Origin of the sequence: Brachyspira innocens ATCC 29796 (assembly GCF_000384655.1) — a bacterium.
In the GTDB taxonomy this organism is placed as follows: domain Bacteria; phylum Spirochaetota; class Brachyspiria; order Brachyspirales; family Brachyspiraceae; genus Brachyspira; species Brachyspira innocens.
Genome location: NZ_ARQI01000111.1, coordinates 1 through 19,278 on the forward strand (window position 1 = coordinate 1; position 19,278 = coordinate 19,278).

General features: G+C 26.9%; 16 protein-coding genes. 6 read left to right on the top strand and 10 right to left on the bottom strand.

The genetic code is table 11. From position 1 onward, the window contains the following. Positions 1 to 420: 420 nt before the first annotated feature. From F811_RS0107720 to F811_RS0107735, 4 genes are all read left to right on the top strand, one after another. Positions 421 to 1,503: a glycosyltransferase family 61 protein gene (locus F811_RS0107720; protein WP_020004680.1), complete on the top strand. Its 1,083-nt coding sequence runs from the start codon at positions 421 to 423 to the stop codon at positions 1,501 to 1,503. A 282-nt stretch (positions 1,504 to 1,785) separates the two neighbouring features. Next, complete coding sequence (locus tag F811_RS0107725; protein WP_020004681.1) at positions 1,786 to 2,997, top strand: dicarboxylate/amino acid:cation symporter; 1,212 nt, start codon at positions 1,786 to 1,788, stop codon at positions 2,995 to 2,997. 25 nt (positions 2,998 to 3,022) lie between these two features. After that, on the top strand, positions 3,023 to 3,505 hold the full coding sequence (locus F811_RS0107730) for a GNAT family N-acetyltransferase (RefSeq protein ID WP_020004682.1): 483 nt from the start codon (positions 3,023 to 3,025) through the stop codon (positions 3,503 to 3,505). Between the two features lie 17 nt (positions 3,506 to 3,522). Beyond that, the gene (locus F811_RS0107735; protein ID WP_020004683.1) at positions 3,523 to 3,870 is read left to right on the top strand and encodes a YqfO family protein; all 348 of its coding nucleotides are present in this window, start codon (positions 3,523 to 3,525) and stop codon (positions 3,868 to 3,870) included. Positions 3,871 to 3,946: 76 nt separating this feature from the next. On the opposite strand, the gene F811_RS0107740 is transcribed toward F811_RS0107735, so the two are convergent. From F811_RS0107740 to ychF, 7 genes are all read right to left on the bottom strand, one after another. Beyond that, entirely contained in the window at positions 3,947 to 4,786 is an 840-nt protein-coding gene (locus F811_RS0107740; protein ID WP_020004684.1) for an RnfABCDGE type electron transport complex subunit B, read from the bottom strand. Positions 4,787 to 4,825: 39 nt separating this feature from the next. Next, positions 4,826 to 5,407, bottom strand: coding sequence for an electron transport complex subunit RsxA (gene rsxA, locus F811_RS0107745; protein WP_020004685.1), 582 nt, complete (start codon positions 5,405 to 5,407; stop codon positions 4,826 to 4,828). After that, positions 5,400 to 6,059 carry an electron transport complex subunit RsxE gene (gene rsxE / locus F811_RS0107750; RefSeq protein ID WP_020004686.1) on the bottom strand — a complete coding sequence of 220 codons (660 nt, stop codon included), beginning with the start codon at positions 6,057 to 6,059 and terminating at the stop codon, positions 5,400 to 5,402. The genes rsxA and rsxE overlap by 8 nt, the downstream gene beginning before the upstream one ends. A gap of 120 nt (positions 6,060 to 6,179) precedes the next feature. Further along, positions 6,180 to 8,090 carry a methyl-accepting chemotaxis protein gene (locus F811_RS0107755; protein WP_020004687.1) on the bottom strand — a complete coding sequence of 637 codons (1,911 nt, stop codon included), beginning with the start codon at positions 8,088 to 8,090 and terminating at the stop codon, positions 6,180 to 6,182. Between the two features lie 587 nt (positions 8,091 to 8,677). Continuing rightward, positions 8,678 to 9,763 carry a hypothetical protein gene (locus F811_RS0107760; protein WP_020004688.1) on the bottom strand — a complete coding sequence of 362 codons (1,086 nt, stop codon included), beginning with the start codon at positions 9,761 to 9,763 and terminating at the stop codon, positions 8,678 to 8,680. A gap of 49 nt (positions 9,764 to 9,812) precedes the next feature. Beyond that, positions 9,813 to 11,063 carry a chloride channel protein gene (locus F811_RS0107765; protein ID WP_020004689.1) on the bottom strand — a complete coding sequence of 417 codons (1,251 nt, stop codon included), beginning with the start codon at positions 11,061 to 11,063 and terminating at the stop codon, positions 9,813 to 9,815. Positions 11,064 to 11,117: 54 nt separating this feature from the next. Next, positions 11,118 to 12,218, bottom strand: a complete 1,101-nt coding sequence (gene ychF, locus F811_RS0107770; RefSeq protein WP_020004690.1) for a redox-regulated ATPase YchF — start codon at positions 12,216 to 12,218, stop codon at positions 11,118 to 11,120. A gap of 510 nt (positions 12,219 to 12,728) precedes the next feature. Between ychF and murB the strand changes: the two genes are divergently transcribed. After that, entirely contained in the window at positions 12,729 to 13,634 is a 906-nt protein-coding gene (gene murB, locus F811_RS0107775) for a UDP-N-acetylmuramate dehydrogenase (RefSeq protein WP_020004691.1), read from the top strand. Between the two features lie 2 nt (positions 13,635 to 13,636). On the opposite strand, the gene F811_RS0107780 is transcribed toward murB, so the two are convergent. Further along, positions 13,637 to 14,344, bottom strand: coding sequence for an acyl-[acyl-carrier-protein] thioesterase (locus F811_RS0107780; RefSeq protein WP_020004692.1), 708 nt, complete (start codon positions 14,342 to 14,344; stop codon positions 13,637 to 13,639). Positions 14,345 to 14,416: 72 nt separating this feature from the next. After that, positions 14,417 to 15,697 (bottom strand): tetratricopeptide repeat protein, encoded by a 1,281-nt coding sequence (locus F811_RS0107785; RefSeq protein ID WP_020004693.1) that lies wholly within the window; start codon positions 15,695 to 15,697, stop codon positions 14,417 to 14,419. A 431-nt stretch (positions 15,698 to 16,128) separates the two neighbouring features. Between F811_RS0107785 and F811_RS0107790 the strand changes: the two genes are divergently transcribed. Continuing rightward, positions 16,129 to 17,391 (top strand): hypothetical protein, encoded by a 1,263-nt coding sequence (locus F811_RS0107790; RefSeq protein WP_020004694.1) that lies wholly within the window; start codon positions 16,129 to 16,131, stop codon positions 17,389 to 17,391. Between the two features lie 111 nt (positions 17,392 to 17,502). Here F811_RS0107790 and F811_RS0107795 read toward each other — a convergent pair whose 3' ends face one another. After that, positions 17,503 to 19,170 (bottom strand): ankyrin repeat domain-containing protein, encoded by a 1,668-nt coding sequence (locus tag F811_RS0107795; RefSeq protein WP_020004695.1) that lies wholly within the window; start codon positions 19,168 to 19,170, stop codon positions 17,503 to 17,505. Between the last annotated feature and the right edge of the window lie 108 nt (positions 19,171 to 19,278).

Sequence of the window (19,278 nt, forward strand, 5' to 3'; positions counted from 1 at the left end):
TAGAATTCATAATATAATCTCTAAAAAAACATTAATATAGTAAATAAAAACGTGAAGTAATATATAACTAATTATATATTTGTCAATATACTTTAATAATTTTTTATATAAAAGTAAAGTAAATAAAATATTAAAATAATTTATTTTATTGACAAATTCTAAAATTAATGTATATTTTAATTAATTTTTATAAACAACTATAGATAGGATTTTTATATGTTCATCGCATCGCATCGCATCGCATCGCATCGCATCGCATCGCATCGCATCGCATCGCATCGCATCGCATCACATTTAAATTAATTTTTTATATTATTGACTGTCATATCATACAATACCTAATTGTAAAATATTTCACTAATCTGGAAAATTATATCAAATATTTTTTTAGCAGTTTTATTAATTTAATAAGGAACAATAATGCCTATATTCAATAAATTATTGCATTCTAGTATAAGAAATAAGTTATCAAAAAAAATATCTGATGCTTTGAAAAAAAAATCAATTAATGCTAAAGATTCAGAATATACAAATTATATACCTATACAATATAAATCTTCTAATAAAATTGATTATATATGTTCTATCAAAAATGCAGTAGTTTATTCAGATTGCGGATTTATCTTTACTAAAGATGGCAAATTAATAAAAGATAATTTACATGATGATATAATAGAACCTAGTGCACAGTTATCTGGACGATTTTTATTTTTTAGTTTACGCAGAAAAATTAGAATTAAAGGTAATATTTTTGCTTTAAAATCTGCAGCTCAGGAATATTACGGACATTGGATTCACGATATATTATCAAGATTATTTATATTAAAAGATTCTGGATTATTTGATAAAATAGATACTTTTATAATAAGTGAAGGATGTAAAGCCAAATTTTATAAAGAAAGTCTTGAACTATTTGGAGTTAAAAATGTTATTAATGTTCCAGATGAAAAAAAGATAGAATGTGAAAATTTATTTTTTAGCTCTTTCCCATGTTTAGTTCCTTCAAAACCTTTTAAATGGGAATGTGATAAGTTTTTAGAGTTTACTAAAGGATTATTAAATAAATGTAATATCGAATTTCATGATAAAATATATATAAGCCGTAAAAAAGTAAAAACTAGAAATATTATAAATGAAAAAGAATTACTTGATATACTTTTACCATTAGGATATAAAGTTATATATCCTGAAGACTATTCTATAGCAGAGCAATTTTGTTTATTTAATAAAGCTAAAAAAATAATATCTGTTTTGGGAAGCGGATTAACCAATATAATATGCTGTGATAAGAATACTTCACTGTTTGGTATAGTAGCAAATGTTCGTTATGAGGATTATCATAAATATATATGTTCTATAAAGGGTATGAAGTATTTTGAATATATAGAAGATGATCCTAAAAACATACATTATTTTTACAATATAAAGGATAGGGACAAATATAATTTTTCCATAGATTTAGAAAGGTTCAAAAAAGTTCTTGAAGACTTTGAGAAATGCTGATTATAAAATTATTTTCTAATTAAAATATTTACTGATGAAATATTTCTCAAATCATTTAAAAAATTAAATATTATTAAAATTACTACTTCATAATAATTTATAAGCATTGCATTATTATAGCATAAACAATTAAATTTTTTAAAAAACATATTTTTTTATTATTTATTTATATTACCAAAAATTAATAATACTATAATCTTATATTAATGTATAAATAATATTGACTTATTAATTTTTTTCATGTAACCTATTACAGTAATATAATAGTTTGGGAGCAAATTTATGAATATTTTAAAAAATTATAAGTTTTCATTCATATTAATTTTTGCAATGATATTAGGTGCTGTTATAGGGGCGGTATTTGGAGAAAAGGCAGCTATTCTTCAGCCTATAGCCGATGTGTTTTTAAATCTGCTTTACTGCTGTGTTGTACCTATGATATTTGTTTCATTAGTGTATTCTATATCAAATATGGAAAATACAAATAAATTAGGAAAAGTGCTGTCTGTTATGATTATAATTTTTATATTAGCAGAGATAATAGCTTCAATTTATATGCTTGTAATAACTATAATATTTAATCCAGCAGAAGGTTCTAATATAGTAATGAATGAAACTATAAGTAATATTAAAAGCAATTCAAATATATTAGCTATGTTTACTGTAAGTGATTTTAATCTTTTATGGTCAAGACAAAACTTAATGGCATTAATAGTATTTGCTATGTTTGTAGGGATTGCAACGGTTAAATCAGGAGAGGCTGGTAAACAGGCAATAAAATTATTTGGTTCTTTAACGGCCATTATATCAAAAGTAGTTTCATATGTTATGTATTTAGCTCCTATAGGACTAGGTGCTTTTTTTGCTGTCTTGGTTGGGCAAAATGGGGCTGCACTATCAGGACCTCTATCTAGGGCTTTAATCATATATTTTATAGCTGCTATTGTATTTTATTTTTTATCAAATACAATATTCGCATACCTTGGTGCTGGAATAAAAGGAGTAAAACTATTTTGGAAATATATTATACCTCCTTCTTTGGTATCGCTTGGAACATGCTCATCAGCTGCTACAATACCTACAAATTTAATAGCTGGAAGAAATATAGGAATACCAGATGATATTAATGACTTAACTATACCTATGGGATGCAATCTTCATAAATCTGGAGCTGCATTAATAACTGTATTAAAAATTACTTTTATGTGCAGTATGTTTAATGTTAATATATTAGAGCCTCAAAATATTATTACTGCCATATTAGTATCGGTGCTTGCTGCTTCTGTTATGGGAGCAATACCTGCAGGAGGATATGTAGGAGAGATTTTTATAATATCTGCATTCCATTTTCCACAGGAGGCTATACCTATAATGGTATTAATAGGAACAATAACAGATGCCCCAGCTACAACAATAAATGCTACTAATGATGTAGGAGTTGGTATGCTTATGGCTAGAATATTTAAAGGAAAAAATTGGTTAAAACAAAATTAGATAAATTTAAAAAAGGGAAATAAAAATGAAAATAGTAAAATACGAAAAAAAATATCTTAAAGAAGCATTAAATATATGGAATGATATAATAAAAGAAGGAATATATTTTCCTCAAATAGAAACTCTGCAAAATGAAGAAGAGGCTCATAAATACTTTAGCTCTCAGGATTATACAGGTATTGCCTATGAAGATGATAAAATATACGGAGTTTATATACTTCACCCAAACAATATAGGAAGATGCGGACATATATCTAATGCCTCATATGCTGTAAGTAAAGATGCAAGGGGCAAAGGTATAGGAGAGGCTTTAGTAAGAGATTCTATTAAAAAAGGTGCTGAGCTTGGATATAAAATACTTCAGTTTAATGCTGTTGTAATATCCAATAATGCTGCTCATAAACTATATGAAAAAATTGGGTTTAATAAAATAGGAATAGTAAAAAAAGGATATCTTAATAAAAATAATGAATACGAAGATATTGTGCTTTATTATATAGATTTATGATTTAAGGATAAAGTTTTATGTATTTTAAAAAAGTAAAAATCGAAATATATATACCAGAAGAATATACTGATAAATTAAGAGAGGCTTTAAATAGTATAGGAGCTTTAGGTATTGGCAACTATGATAATGTCATGTCTGTAACAAAAATTACTGGGTATTGGCGTCCTTTAGAAGGAGCTAATCCTTTTGATGGAGAAGTTGATAAAATATCAAAAGCTCCTGAAGATAAGGTAGAGTTTTCAACCGATATAAAAAATGTAGAAAATATTATTAAGGTTATGAAAGAAGTTCACCCCTATGAAGAGCCCGTAATGAACATAATACCATTAATCAATGACAGATTTAATATTGATTTAAATTATTAATATTAACAAAATACAATAAAAAACAAGAGTCTATAATTATAGACTCTTGCTTTTTATATTTACAAATTAATTAATTTTATGCCTGTTTAACTTCTGAAAGATCTTTTACAGAATTTACTCTTTCATTAGTAATAGCTTTAGTAGGACATTTAGCTATACTTTCATTTGTAATAGAATAATCATCATAATTAACTATAGCAAGATAATTATCTATTTTCATACCGCCCTCTTTAGTAGCTTTAACACAAATACTGCATCCTATACAAGCTCTGTCGCAAGCCTTTTTAGCAATAGGACCTTTATCTTTAGATTTACAGTATACATGGAACTCTTGAGAAACAGGGTGTATTTCTATAAGTTTTTGAGGACAAGCCTTAACACAAGCATTACATGATACACATTTATCTTCAACAATAACAGGCATTCCAGTTTTTTCATCTTTAATAATAGCACCAAACTCGCATGCCTTCATACAATCATAAAAACCAACACAGCCATAAGAACAGTTTTTATTTCCTCCAGCCATAACAGCAGAAACACAAGTATCAGCACCATTATATACTTTATCAGATTTTGCTATACCATTATGTCCATGGCAGAAAATATAAGCTCTTGTTCTCTCTTTTTGAGCAGGTGCTACTTTACCCAAAAAGTCCGCAACCTTAGCAGCAGTATTAGCTCCTCCAACAGAACAGCCGTCTACAGGAGCTTTGTCATCAACTAAAGCTTTAGCAAACTGAGCACAGCCAGGAAAACCGCATCCTCCGCAGTTAGCACCAGGGAGCATTTCGGTTAATTGAGTAACTCTCTCATCAACTTCAACTTTAAAAATTTTGGAAGAAAATATTAATAAAACAGCCAATATCAAAGCAATTAAGCCTGAAGATATTGAAGCTACCAAAACAGATGTCATCATTTTTATTATCCTTTTAAATAACTTCTAACACACAAATAATCATATTTTGATTATACCAGAGAAACCATAAAATATAAGAGCAAGTATTCCTGCAGTTATAAAAGGCATAGCAGGTCCTCTGAACGCCTGAGGTATATCAGCAGTAGATAAACGCTCTCTTATGCTGGCCATTATAACCAATGCTAATGTAAAGCCTACTCCTGCTCCTAAAGCAAATACTATATTCTGTATAAAATTATATTTGTATAATACTCCAAATAAAGCCAAACCTAATACACAGCAGTTAGTAGTAATAAGAGGAAGATAAATACCTAAAGACAAATACAAACTTTCACTAGTTTTTCTAACAACCATCTCTACAAACTGAACCAAAGCAGCTATAACTATAATAAACAGTATAGTTTGAAGGAATTCAATTTTAAAAGGAACTAATATATAGTATTGAATCATCCAGCTTACAGCGGCAGTAAGTACAAGTACAAAAGTAACAGCAATACCCATACTTATTGCAGAATCTAATTTATTTGATACGCCCAAGAAAGGACATATACCCAAAAATTTAGTTAGTACAAAATTATTAACCAATACAGTAGCAACAAAAAGTAAAATTAAATTAACCATTAGCTTTTCCTCCTCTAGCATCTATGGCTCTTTTTATAGCGATTAAAGTACCCAAAGTAAAGAAAGCACCCGGAGCCATGATCATAACAACCCAAGGAGTCGTAATTTCATTATAGGCATTCAAAGCAAAAGGCATAGCAGATTCTACAAAACCTCTTATACTTCCTACTATATCAAAACCAAGCCAAGTACCGTTTCCTAATATCTCTCTGACAGATGCAAGAAGTGTCAAAGCAAAGAAGAAACCTACACCGTTGCCCAAAGCATCAAATATACTAGGTATAATACCGTTTTTATTTGCAAAAGCCTCAGCTCTTCCCAATATAATACAGTTTACAACTATAAGAGGAATATAAGGACCTAAAGCTAAAGACAAAGTATAAAACTTAGCTTTCATAACTATATCAGTTAAAGTAACAAAAGCTGCTATAACTACAATGTATCCCATAATCCTAACTTCATTAGCATAAATCTTTTTTATAAGTGAAATTAAAGCAGATGAGCATACTAATACAAAGATAGTAGCTGCTGACATACCTATAGCATTCATAACACTGCTGGTTACTGCTAAGCTGGGACACATACCAAGAACCTGAACGAAGGTTGGGTTATTTTTCCATACACCTTCCATAAATACTTGAGAATTTTTCATAATAATTTAACCTTGATTTAATTAAGATTATACATTTATATATTATATCATAAATTGCAAGATTTTTCAAGTAATATCAAAAATATATACACATTGTAGGTATTTTTTATTAATCATTCGCTATTTTAACTTAAAAAATGATACAGCTTCCTCTAAATTTATGGATAATTCTTCTAGTTCCTTAGAAATTTCGCTTACATCTTCTGCCAATTTAGTATTATTCTTTGAGCTTTTTTCTATATCGCTTATATGCATACTTATAGAATCTATACCTTCTTTTTGAAGTTTCAAAGCCTCAGTAAAATTAGATAAAAGAGAATATGTTTTTTCTATTTTTTCTTTCATATCATAAAATAATTCTTTTGATTTATTAGTAGACTCTGCCGCAAGCTCTATGCGTTTCTGGCTTTCCTCTATAAGAGAAGATATATCTTTAACTGAACCTGATGTATTTTGTGCCAAGTTTCTAACCTCATTGGCAACTACAGAAAATCCTCTTCCGTTTTCTCCTGCACGGGCTGCTTCTACTGAAGCATTCAAAGCTAATATATTAGTTTGAAAAGCTATATGTTCTATAACTTTAGTAATATCTTTTATTTTATTACTTACCTCACTTACTGAATTGGAATTCTCTGCTGCCTCGCTTATACTATTGTCAGCCATATCTATATAAGCATTAGCTTCTTTCATTATATCTATAAGTTCATTAGCATAATTTGCAGTTTCTGATACAGAATTACCTATATTGTTAGTAATATCAAAAGCAGTATGCATCTTATCAAAATTATTTTCTGTTTCACTATGAAGTTTATCATTTTTAGAAGATATCTCTCCAGCCCTATTTTTTGCCTCTGCAGAAATAACATTTACTACATTAACAGCATCTGTAAGTGCCTCTTTCATATTATAAAAACTGCACATTAAATTACCTATCTCATCTCTTCTAGTACTGCATGTAACATCACTATTTATTATATAACCATTAGATATATTGTCAGCCTCTTTTACAACCATATTCAAGGGCTTTATTATTGATTTTGCTATTAATCTTCCTATTATACAAATTATAACAGACATAATCAAAGCTATAACTATAACTATTTTTGTAAGCCTATTTTTATCGCCATAAATTTCATCTTGGCTGTAGCTTACTATTAAATACCAAGGTGTATTATTTATAGGATTAAATAAAGATATTTCTGAAACATTATTATCATCTACATATTCCAAAATACCTTCTTTATTATCTAAAACATACTGAAAAAATTTATCTTCTCTTTCTCTTATAGTTTCTGGTTTTCTCTCATAAGCTGATGTCCCTATTATATTACTTTCATATATGTAGAGTTTATTTGTATCATTATGTGCTATTATATTTTTATTTTTGTCTATAATAGCTATAGAACCTGTGCGTCCTAATTGGCTTGGTGTAATATAATCTGCTATAAACTTCATCCAGTTAATAGAGCTGTTTAATACACCTACTACATTACCGTTCTCATCTTTGACACCTTTCCATATAACACATATAGCATTAAGAGGATTGGCTGAAGAAGGCTGTATCAAATCTCTTCCTGCAAAATCATAGCCTGTTTCTTTAAATCTAGTCCAGTCTGATGAGTCGGCTCCGTAATTAATATGAAGAAGTTTGCCTCCTATAGAATCAAGTATTATATTGGCATTAAAGTTTACTAATGAATAATTATAAAAAACCTCTGTATCAGCTACTTCTCTTGTAAACTCTTTTAAAGAAGCCTCAGCAGCAAGTCTATTCTCTTCGGTAGGATTAACTAAATATCTTGCTAAATTAGGATCTTTAGAGTATAAATCCATAACAAGTCTCTTCTCTGAAAAATATAAATCTATCATATCCGAATACGACTTGGCAGCAACTCTAAGTCCCTTTATAGCAGTATCTTCTATAGATTTTGAACTTACTACAGTAATTATAAGCACTATAACAAACATACATAATATAAAAGTAATTGAAATTATAAAAGGTATTCTAAAGGAAAGATTATTTATTTTCATAATATACAAACCACATAAAAATAAACTAAAAAAAATTTAGATATTTTTTAAAAAACTAACTTTTTTTCATACACTATAATATAATATAAAAAATACAAAAAATCAAATAATTAAACTAATATTTTAATTATAGTATATAAAAAATGCATTACATAAAATTTAATAATATTGATAAAAAAATTTTATATGAAAAATAATCACAAATAATTTAATAATTATCAAAGCTAATGCAATATTATATATGTATATAGTGATATTATTATATAATAATTTAAAATAATATTTATAATTCTAATAATTAGTTTTTTGCAATTACTAAATACTGATAACTAACCGCTCTGAGTACTCCATAATACCACCAATAATTTTATAACCTCTGAAGTACAGTTAGGTATGATATAAAATAATCAAGGCCTTACCGCATGAAAAAAACGCATTTTTGAAGCTTGAATATATAATTTATACGAAATGTAAAATATTTATTTTATTATTAATATTATATATTTCGTATGGAATAACAAACTTGTAAAATTGTTTATAAGGTAATTTTGAAACAAGTATGATATGTTTTAATAATGAAATACAAATTATTTGAATATATTTTCAATCTTTTTTAATTCTTTTTTGTATTCTTTTGATATCTTATTCTTTAATTTTTCATCTTTTACAATATCACAGCATAATAAAACTTTTTCGTATAATTTTAGATAAAAAGAAGAATGTTTATTTGTGAAAGGCTCGCTAATAAAATCCCATATCTCTTTTTCTGTTTCTTTATCATTAATATTAAGCATTATATCCGCTGATCTTTCTATTATATATCTGCCTAAATTAATATCATAAAAATTATCATCTTGAATATTTTTTATATTGTTCATATATTTTGATATTAATTGCCAAGCATAATCATATTTATTATTATCAATTAAAGATTTAAGATAACTATTTAAAGCAGAAACTATATCCCAATTACTTTCATTTTCTTGAAGAATTATTTCAAAAAGTTTTTTAGTAGTTTCAAGTAAAGATTCTTTATCTTCTATAAATGATACATAATATTTTAATTTATCTAAATTCTTTTTGTCCCATTCTTTTACATTGCTTTTCCATATACAAACAAGTTTTGAAAACAATGTTAACTCATTAATATCTATAGTATATGATATTATAGAATCTAAATTTAATTCATCTAATCTTTCATTATAATAATTATAGTCATCAATACCATAACCGCAATTACAATCAAAGTTTGCATTTTTTGCTTTATCAAATAAATCTTTATATTTAGAGAGTAATTTATTTATATCACCATTATAAAGTTTGACAAATAAAAAACTTATAATTTCCAAAGAAGTACCTATACCTTGATAAGAATTAGTTTGTCTGTCTTTTATTTCTTCTTCAAACAAAAAAACAAGCAAATCTTCAAATGATTTTTTATTCATTAAATCATTTCTATTTTTATGATAAAGCATAGATAAAACTAATTTTAATCTTTCAATATAATTTTTATCTTTTGTATATTCCGCCTCATTATCTTCTTTATATACAAATGGAGCAATATTTATTTCAAATTGTTCTTTATCATTATTTTCTAAATAATTTAATAATTCTTCAAAAACATTATAATATTCTTTCAAACAATCATTAAACATCTCCTGATACAATAACATATAAATCCCTCAAAACATATAATTAGTTTTATATTCATTATTTATTTTGTTATTTATCTTGGTCATATATAGAAGTTACACCAAGCACTTTAGCAACCATGTATGATATAATTGCCGTCATTACCAGAGCAGAAAAGTTTGAAATAGAATTTGATATCTCTAGTATTAATATACATACCATTATAGGAGTTCTTGTAATGCCAGACATAAGAGAAGTTATGCCAAGAAGTATAAATAAATCTCCGTATACAGCATAATCTGGAAAATATTTAATAAGAAAGGTATCATATACAGATCCTATAGAAGCTCCAAGTATAAATGTAGGGAAAAATACTCCTCCTACAGCACCAGATGTGGCACATACAGAGGTATAAAAAAGTTTAACAAATATAAGTATAAAAAGCATAGAAACAGAAAATTTGTCTTTAACAATACTTCCTATAAGCAAATCGCCACTACCTAAAACATAAGGAAAAAACATTATCATAAAACCAGCAAGTAAAAAAGCAGGCACTGGGCGAATTATATCATTTTTAATTTTCTGATACATCTTAGAAAAGAAATTCATAAGAAAGTTTAAAATTGAAGCAAGTATTCCGCATATTATACCAAAAGGAAGAATAGATATATAATGTCTTACTTCAAGTATTTTAGGCAAATCAAAATTAAGTATAAATCCCTGCCCTACTATATGCTCCACAACCAATATTGAAGCTATTGAAGAAAAAACTATGCATACAAATACTATATGGTTTTTCTGTTCGCCAAGCTCCTCAAAAGAAAAAGCAATCCCAGTAAAAGGAGCACTGAAAGTAGCTGTCATTCCAGCACAAGCACCTGAAACAAGCAGATATCTTCTATATTTAGATAATTTAGAAAAATATTTATGAAAGAAAAGCCCTACAAGCATACCAACATGCATAGAAGGACCAGCTCTTCCTAATGAAATACCGCTTGCAAAAGATATCATACTGCCTAAAAGTTTAAATAAAATTTCAAAAAATATGTTTTTTGGTTCATGAAGCGATATATAATATTTTATCTGCGGAACTCCAGCACCTCTTATCTGGGGGTACTGCGTTAATATATAACCTATAAGACAGCCCATACCTATAAGAAATATAAAAAGAAGTATAGGATAATACCACCTGTCAAATATAAAATTTGAAACATAAAAGACATTAACACTTAATCTATACAATATTAATCTATAAATAGAAACTATAAATCCTACAACAGCACCTATACATGCTGACAATACAAAAAGTTTTATATATTTTATTTCAAAGTTTATATTCATTATTCTAATCGTTGTTTTTATTTTTATATGTTTTTTATTTATTAATTATAACAATCAAACATTAAATCTAAAAGTTACAACATCGCCTTCCTGCATAAGATACTGTTTTCCTTCAAGTCTTATAGCTCCAGCCTCTTTGGCTTTAACAAAACTTCCAAGCTCTAAAAGTTTATCGCAGTTTATAACTTCAGCACTGATAAATCCTCTTTCAAAATCGCTGTGTATAACACCAGCAGCCTCTGGGGCATAAGCTCCTTCTCTAACTGTCCAAGCTCTTGTTTCATCTTCTCCAGAAGTTAGGAATGTTAAAAGTTTTAATAATCTGTGTCCAGCCTTTGTAAGTCTTGCAACTCCTGATTCTTTAACTCCTAAATCTTCTAAATAGCTTAATCTCTCCTCTTCGTCCAAATCCTGTAAATCTGCCTCTATCTTAGCACTGAAAGGTATTAACTCAATATTTCTTTCATCTGCATACTTTTGTAATGTTACATAATTAGGATTTTTCTCTGGATTAGCAAGTTCATTTTCTGATAAATTAGCACCTATCATCATGCTTTTTGCTGTAAGTAAAAATAATGGCTTTAATATTTCTTTCTCTGTATCTGTTAGATCGAGACTAAATACTGGCTTAAAATTATTTAACTCTGGAAGTATTTTTTCAAGCAATGCAACTTCCTCTTCTGCCGATTTTACTTTAGCCCCTTTTGCTATCTTTTTTTGTTTCTCCATTCTAGCATTAACAGTTTCAATATCGGCAAGCATAAGCTCTGTTAATATAATATCCAAATCTCTTAAAGGATCAACATCTCCTATATGAGTAATATTTCCATCTTCAAATACACGTACAACATGAAGCACCGCATTAACTTCTCTAATATGAGAAAGAAATTTGTTGCCTAATCCCTCACCTTTTGAAGCTCCTTTTACAAGTCCTGCAATATCTACAAATGTTGTTGTGTTATAAACTTTCTTTTTTGATTTGAAAAGTGCTGCTAATTTATCAACTCTTTCATCTTTTATTATAGCTGTAGCTTCATTTTTATCTATAGTACAAAACGGATAATTAGCCGCTTCAGCATGAGCATTAGTTAAAGCATTAAAAAGTGTTGATTTTCCTACATTTGGAAGTCCTACTATTCCTATAGATAAAGCCATAATTTTATTTCCTTAAAAGATATTTAATTTTATATTACAAATAAAAATTATTTTTTACGGTAACATTATATATTAAAAAATATTAATAACAAGTATATTAAAAAGCATAATAAAATTTTTTTATTAATTTATAATTTATTAGACTTGTTTCAAAACTACTTAACAACATTAAATATAAAATTATTTGATTTTTAAAATTAGAAATATGATGTTTTACATGTGGTATAAAACATCATTTTAGTATATAAACATGCAGTCTTTAGCTTGCCTACGTCAGCTGTGCCGCTTACCTAGTAAGTGTCTAGGTGGCAAAAGAAGTTGGGTTGCCAAAGGCACGCAGAGCAGGCACAACTGTGTGCTTCGCAGCAAAGCCCAAACTATAATTAAAAAAATATTAAATTAAAAAACTATAAATATTAATAAATTGAGTTTTGAAACAAATATAGTGTATTGTAATGTTTTATTAAATTTGTTATTATTATGTTAATAAAATATATGGAAATAAATATTATGAATAAATCTATAAAAGGCGTTTTAATAAGAAAAAATGTATCGCTTAAAAAATTCAATACTTTCAGAGTTAATGCTAAAGCTGCAGAATTCTATATTCCAGAGACCATTAACGGATTTATAGATTTAATAAAACTTCTTAATGAAAAAGATAAAAGATATTTAATATTAGGAGGCGGAAGCAATATATTATTTTTGGATAAGGTAATAGAGTTTCCAATAATATATACAGGTTTTTTCAGCCGTATAGAACATACATCGCATAATATATTAGCATATTCTGGTGCAAGAGTTATTGACACTGTAAAATACGCTTATAAAAATGCATTTACTGGTTTGGAATTTTTATATGGTCTGCCCGGAAGCATAGGCGGGGCAGCTTACATGAATGCAAGATGTTATGAGCATTCGGTATCTGAGTTTATAGACAGTGTTGGAATAATAGATGATAATATTGAATATATGCATATAGGAAATAATGAATGCCAATATGATTATAAAAGAAGTATTTTTCAGGATAAAAAATATATTATCTTGGATGTAAGATTTAAATTAAATAAATCATCAAAAAAATTAATAAAACCAGAAATGAATAAATATCTTAAAGACAGAAAAACAAAACATCAATTTACATATCCTTCTGCAGGAAGTACATTTCTAAATGATTATAATACAAATATGATAGCTGGAAAAGTTATAGACTCTATCAATATGCGGGGTGTAAGATTAGGAGGAGCTATGGTTTCTCCTTATCATGCCAATTTTATAGTTAATTATAATAATGCCTCTGGTTATGATATACTTAATCTTATGAGAAAGGTAAAAGAAGAAGTATATAATCAAAAAGGAATTACTCTTAATGCTGAAGTGAGAATAATATCCAATGATGAAGAGGCAAAATTATAGTATCATAAACTATAAGAAAACTCTATAATTGCATATGTTTTATTATCTTCATTATCAAACTTTAGTAAAACTTTATCATCAATTAGAGCCTTTTTTACCACTATAGTATCACCTAAAGCGGCAGGAACTCTGTACTCTATTCTTATTCTTTTAAAATCATCATCGGCATAATCTATAGCCATATCAATATACCTTGCATTATTAACATGATTATTGTCATCTATGCAGTATTTTTTTACTTTAAATCTGTCAATTTCTTTTAACAAATTATTATCAGTTTTTATTTTTCTAGGCAGATAATTCATATCCTGTTTTTTATCAAATTTATAATTTTCTATAAACGAAGAAGGAACCCTAATCAAAGCACCGCTTGATAAATCTACAAATCCTCCTATAGCATAGCAAATAGCAAGTTCATTATCATTTTCATCATATATTACAGTATTTCTATATCCATACGCCTCATTACATTCATATACATAAGTACGTACTGTTATTTTATCGCTGTATTTTGGTAGTTTATATATATCAACCTGCCTTGATACCAAAAACATACTTATATTGTTTTCATTAAAATATTTTGTAAGCTCTATATCAGAATCCAATTGAAAAAAAGAACAATCCTGCATAAGGTCAAATATAGATGAAGCTTTTAAAAGTCCGTCTTTATCTATTTGGCTTGTTCCTACTACAGTTTTCATTTCGTACATACACAATAACCTTTTATTACAATTTATTTTTAAAAAATATTATAATACTAAAAATATAATTGTCAAAGATAATTAATTTTTTAGTTTTGTAAGTGCCTCTTCTTTATTTTGTTTAGCCCTTTCATAATCAGGATTTATTTCTATGGCTTTATCATAATCTTTTATAGCCTCTTCATAAAGCCCCATACAATATTTTGTAAAGCCTCTGTTGTTATAAGCGTCAGCAGATTGAGGATTTAATTCTATAACCCTATCATAATTTTTTAAAGCCTCTTTATAATCTGACAAATTATAATATGAAAGTGCTTTATTATAATATGCTTCTATATTATTATCATCAAACTCTGTTACAATATCATAATCTTTTATAGCATCTTCATGAAGACCAAGATTATTTTTTGCAAGTGCTCTATTATAATATGCATCAATATATGAATGCTCTATATTTAATGCTGTATCAAAATCGCTTATAGCTTCTTCATAAAGCCCTAATGCACTTTTAGAGTTGCCTCTGTTATTGTATGCATAGTAATACTGGGGATTTAATTCTATAGCTTTATCAAAATCCTTTATAGAATCCTCATAAAGTCCGAGATTATACTTTGCTATTCCTCTGTTGTTGTATGCATCAGTATATTCATCATATATCTCTAAAGATTTATTTATATCGAGTATAGCCTCATTATATAATTTTAATCCTATTTTGCAAACTCCTCTATTATTATATGCATAGGCACTGCTCGCAGGAGAAATCTCTATTGCCTTATTATAATAAAAAATAGCCTCTTCATAAAGTCCAATGCTTCTTTTAGCATCTCCTATACCATTATATGCATATATATCATTATTGTCCAACTCCAAAACTTTTTTATAATCTTCTATAGCTTCTGTATATTGTTTTGAAATCAATTTTATAAATGCTCTGTCGCTGTATGCATCTATATTAGTGCTGTCCAAAATAATAGCTTTATCAATATCTTTTAAAGCCTCTTCATAATGTCCTAAATTACCTTTAGCAAATCCTCTGTCATCATATGCTTTTGAATGTGTAGGTACTAATTCTATCACTTTATCATAGTCTTTTACAGATTCTTCATAAAGACCTAAATTGCATTTTGTATTAGCTCTGTTATAGTAAAGTTCAGCATAATTTTCATCTGTTTCTATTGCCTTATCATAGTAATTAATAGCCTCTTCAAGATTGCCTAAAGCATTTTCTGAAAGCCCAAGATAGTTATATATTTCTGATTTAGTATTTTCTTCTTCTTTATTTAAGGCTTTATTAAATAATTCTACAGCTTTTTTATATTCGCCTTCTTTAAATAGTTTTAAACCTTCTTCAAAGTATGACATCTTATTTCCTTATGTTCTTTATAATAATATAGTAATGAAAAATATAAAATAAAGCGTTGTTTTGTCAAGTAAAATGTTTATAAAAAGAATACAATAGACTTGTTTCAAAACTAAATTTATTTATTTAATTGTGGGGACTAGCCCCACCGCTCTGCGTACTTCGTAACACCCCCACTTCTTTTGGACGCTGTCCGCCCGTGGCGTGGCACAAAGAAGCAAAAAGACTGCATATTTATATACTACAATTATAGTTTATATAACATGTAAAACATTATTTTTATAATTAATAAATTGTAAAAATTTCATATATAATCTTGTCAAGTACTTTTGAAACAATTCTAATATATTTATGCTTGATTTTTATGTTTATTATATTATAATGGTTATCAATTTTTTAATTTACTATTATGGGGTTTATGAGGTAACAATTTATGGAAGAAAATAGTATTCAAAATAACAATACAAATGAAAAAACAAATACAATTAATGATATAAACAGTAAAATAGGAAAAATATTAGAAAATAATTTAATATCAAATTTAATAATTATTTTTATAGGTCTTATTGCTTCATCTCTTATTACATTTACTATTTTTATTTTGATGAATAATAGAATTTCTAGATTCCTTATGGATTCAGAATATAGTTTTACTTTATTTACTCCATTTTTTCATCTATTTTATTTTTTCTCTTTAAGTTTGATATTTTATATAAATAAAAATTTTAATTTAAAAAATATATTAATAACATTTCTATCAGCTATTTTTATATTTATTGTAGATTTAAGCACTGGTTTTTTTATAAGAAGTGTTGCTATAGATAATATGGATTTTTTTGAACAAATCTCTATTATAAAATATATATTTAATAATATAATATTTTTTATAATAATAGCTTTATCATATAATGGTTTTCAAGTATTAAACTCCAAAAGTATTTCAGAGTTCTTTACTTTTTCTGCTGACATATCAATATTTGCAGGCTTGATAGCAGGTGTAGTATCAGCAGTATTTGGAATATTTGCAGCGATAGTTTTATTTTTAATAAAAGATATTATTGGCAGTTTAGATGATGATATTATAATAAAATTAATAGTATTATCAGGATCATTTTTTACTTCATTATTTCCTTTTTTGGTATATACAGTTTATAGGAATATGAAAACTAATATTTCTATATATTTATCAAGAATATTAATGCCTTTCAGTTTATTATTTATATTTATACTTTTGATTCTCTTATTAATGCCCGACATAAGCCCTTATGATAACAGAGTCAGTTTTATACTTTATAATATAATGCTTGCTATAATTGTATTGAACATGTTCTTTATAAGGATTGATTATAAATCAAGTATATTTACTAAGGCTTTATATATTGTTCTTCCTTTAATAGCAATTATTTTTGATATATTAGTGTTAACATCTTCTTTGTACAGATTAGTAGAATATGGTATAAGCCCAAATAAAATAACATTGATAGGTACAAATTTAGTTATGTTAGGCAATTTGATTTTTATAACATTTTTTAATATCAAGTCTATACTGATAATATTCAAAAAAACTGATAGTATTCCAAATATAAAAGAAATCACTATAGGTAATACCAAATCAGTATTTTATATATATATTTACGGAGTTTGGGCTTTTATAGTATGTTTTATAATACCTGTATTATATAGTATATTTGGATAATAAAAAATAATTTTCAAATTATTATATAACCAAATATAATTTGTCAAAATTAAAAAATGTAAATAAAAAAGTTCATACATATAATGCATGCACTTTTTATTATTTTTATATTTATATAGTAAGATAGTATTCTAAAGTGTCTGGATTATTTAAATGATGAAGTGCTACTTTGTCATCTTCTTCTATAACAATATCCATAGCTGTTTTTCCTTCTTTGTTTTTAATGTTATAATCAGCACCCATATTTATAATAACTCCTAACATACCATAACTTCCAATAACATTTTCTACGGCAACTATTAATGGAGTATCTCCATTATCATTTTTTTTATTTACATCAGCACCATTTTTTATCATATAGTAACAAGCATCTGTACCAAACCAAACTTCACGTACTAAATATGTTAAAGGTGTATCTCCTGTTGCTGAACATATAGCATTTAAATCAGGCTTTAAATCAATAATATCTTTAGCTAAACCAATATTACGATACTTCATTGCTATTATTAAAGGAGTATATCCGTATCCGTCTTCTAAATTTATATCAGCACCTTTCTCTACTAAAAATTTAACCATTTCTTTATCATTTCTAGCAGCAGCTAAGCCAAGAGGTGTAATCTTATCATATTGTTTATTCAAATCAGTATCATCTTTTATAAGTTTTTCTAATGCTTTCATATCGCCTTTAGATATAGCATTCATCAATTCATCATATCCGTCTATATTGTTTGAATCTTCACTTAATAATAATTTTTCTATTTCATAATATTTGCCGTCTTGTACTAATTTTATAGCTTCTTCTTTAGTAGTATTAGTATTAAGATTAAAAACATCATTATCTACTAATAATTTAGTTATATCATAATTATTATATGCATAAAGCATATAATCATCAGCTGAGTTTAAATTTGCTCCTTCATCAATTAAAAATTTAGCCATTTCTACATATCCGTTTTCTGCAGCTACTTTCAAAGGAGAATTAACCCAAAATCCGTCATAAAATATTTGAGCATCTATATCTTGTCCTATAGATAATAAATATTTAACCATTTCTATATTATTTTCTCTTACTGCATCAGGAATTAAAGTTTCTTTTGAATCTCCTCTTTTTACAAGAAGTTTAAGTACATCAAGATTGTTGTTGTCAATAGCAATATCTGTTAAATAATAAGAATATTCATAACCATAATCTCTATTTTTATCAAGTCCTTTATCAATTAAGATTTTAGTCATTTCAGGATTATTATTTCTAACAGCATAGTAAAGCATATCAAGACCGTCTTCTGTTTCCATATCATCTACTCTGGCATTAACATCAGCACCTTCTTTTATAAACTCTTTTGCTAAATCATTGTATCCAAATTGTACTGCCAAAAATAAAGGAGTAGAATCTTTATATATATATTTATCACCAAAATTTGTCATTTCAGTAATTTTTCCTTCTAGTCCTTCCTCTGCTAATAATTTTGATATTTCGTATATTGGTGCTTTATATTTATGTTCATTAAGTATTTCATCTATTTTTTTATATCCTGTAGGCATAGGGTCTAACTCTGTACCTTGAATATATTCATTAGTATATTTAGTTGTATCAATGTTAATATCAATATCTGTATTATGATTTTCATTTGTACTTGTTGGATTGATATATACTTTATTAGTTTCTGTTTGATTAGTTTGAGTATTTTCTGTTTGTTCAGCTTCTTTGTTTCCGCCTCCGCATGAAATTATAGAAATCATTAAAATAAATATTATGATCATGGAAATAATATTTTTCATAGTAAACCGTCCGTATGTATTTTTATTTTCGCATTATAAATTATAATAACTAAAATTTCAATTACAAAATATTTTTACAATAAAAAAGTGCATACATATATAATGCCT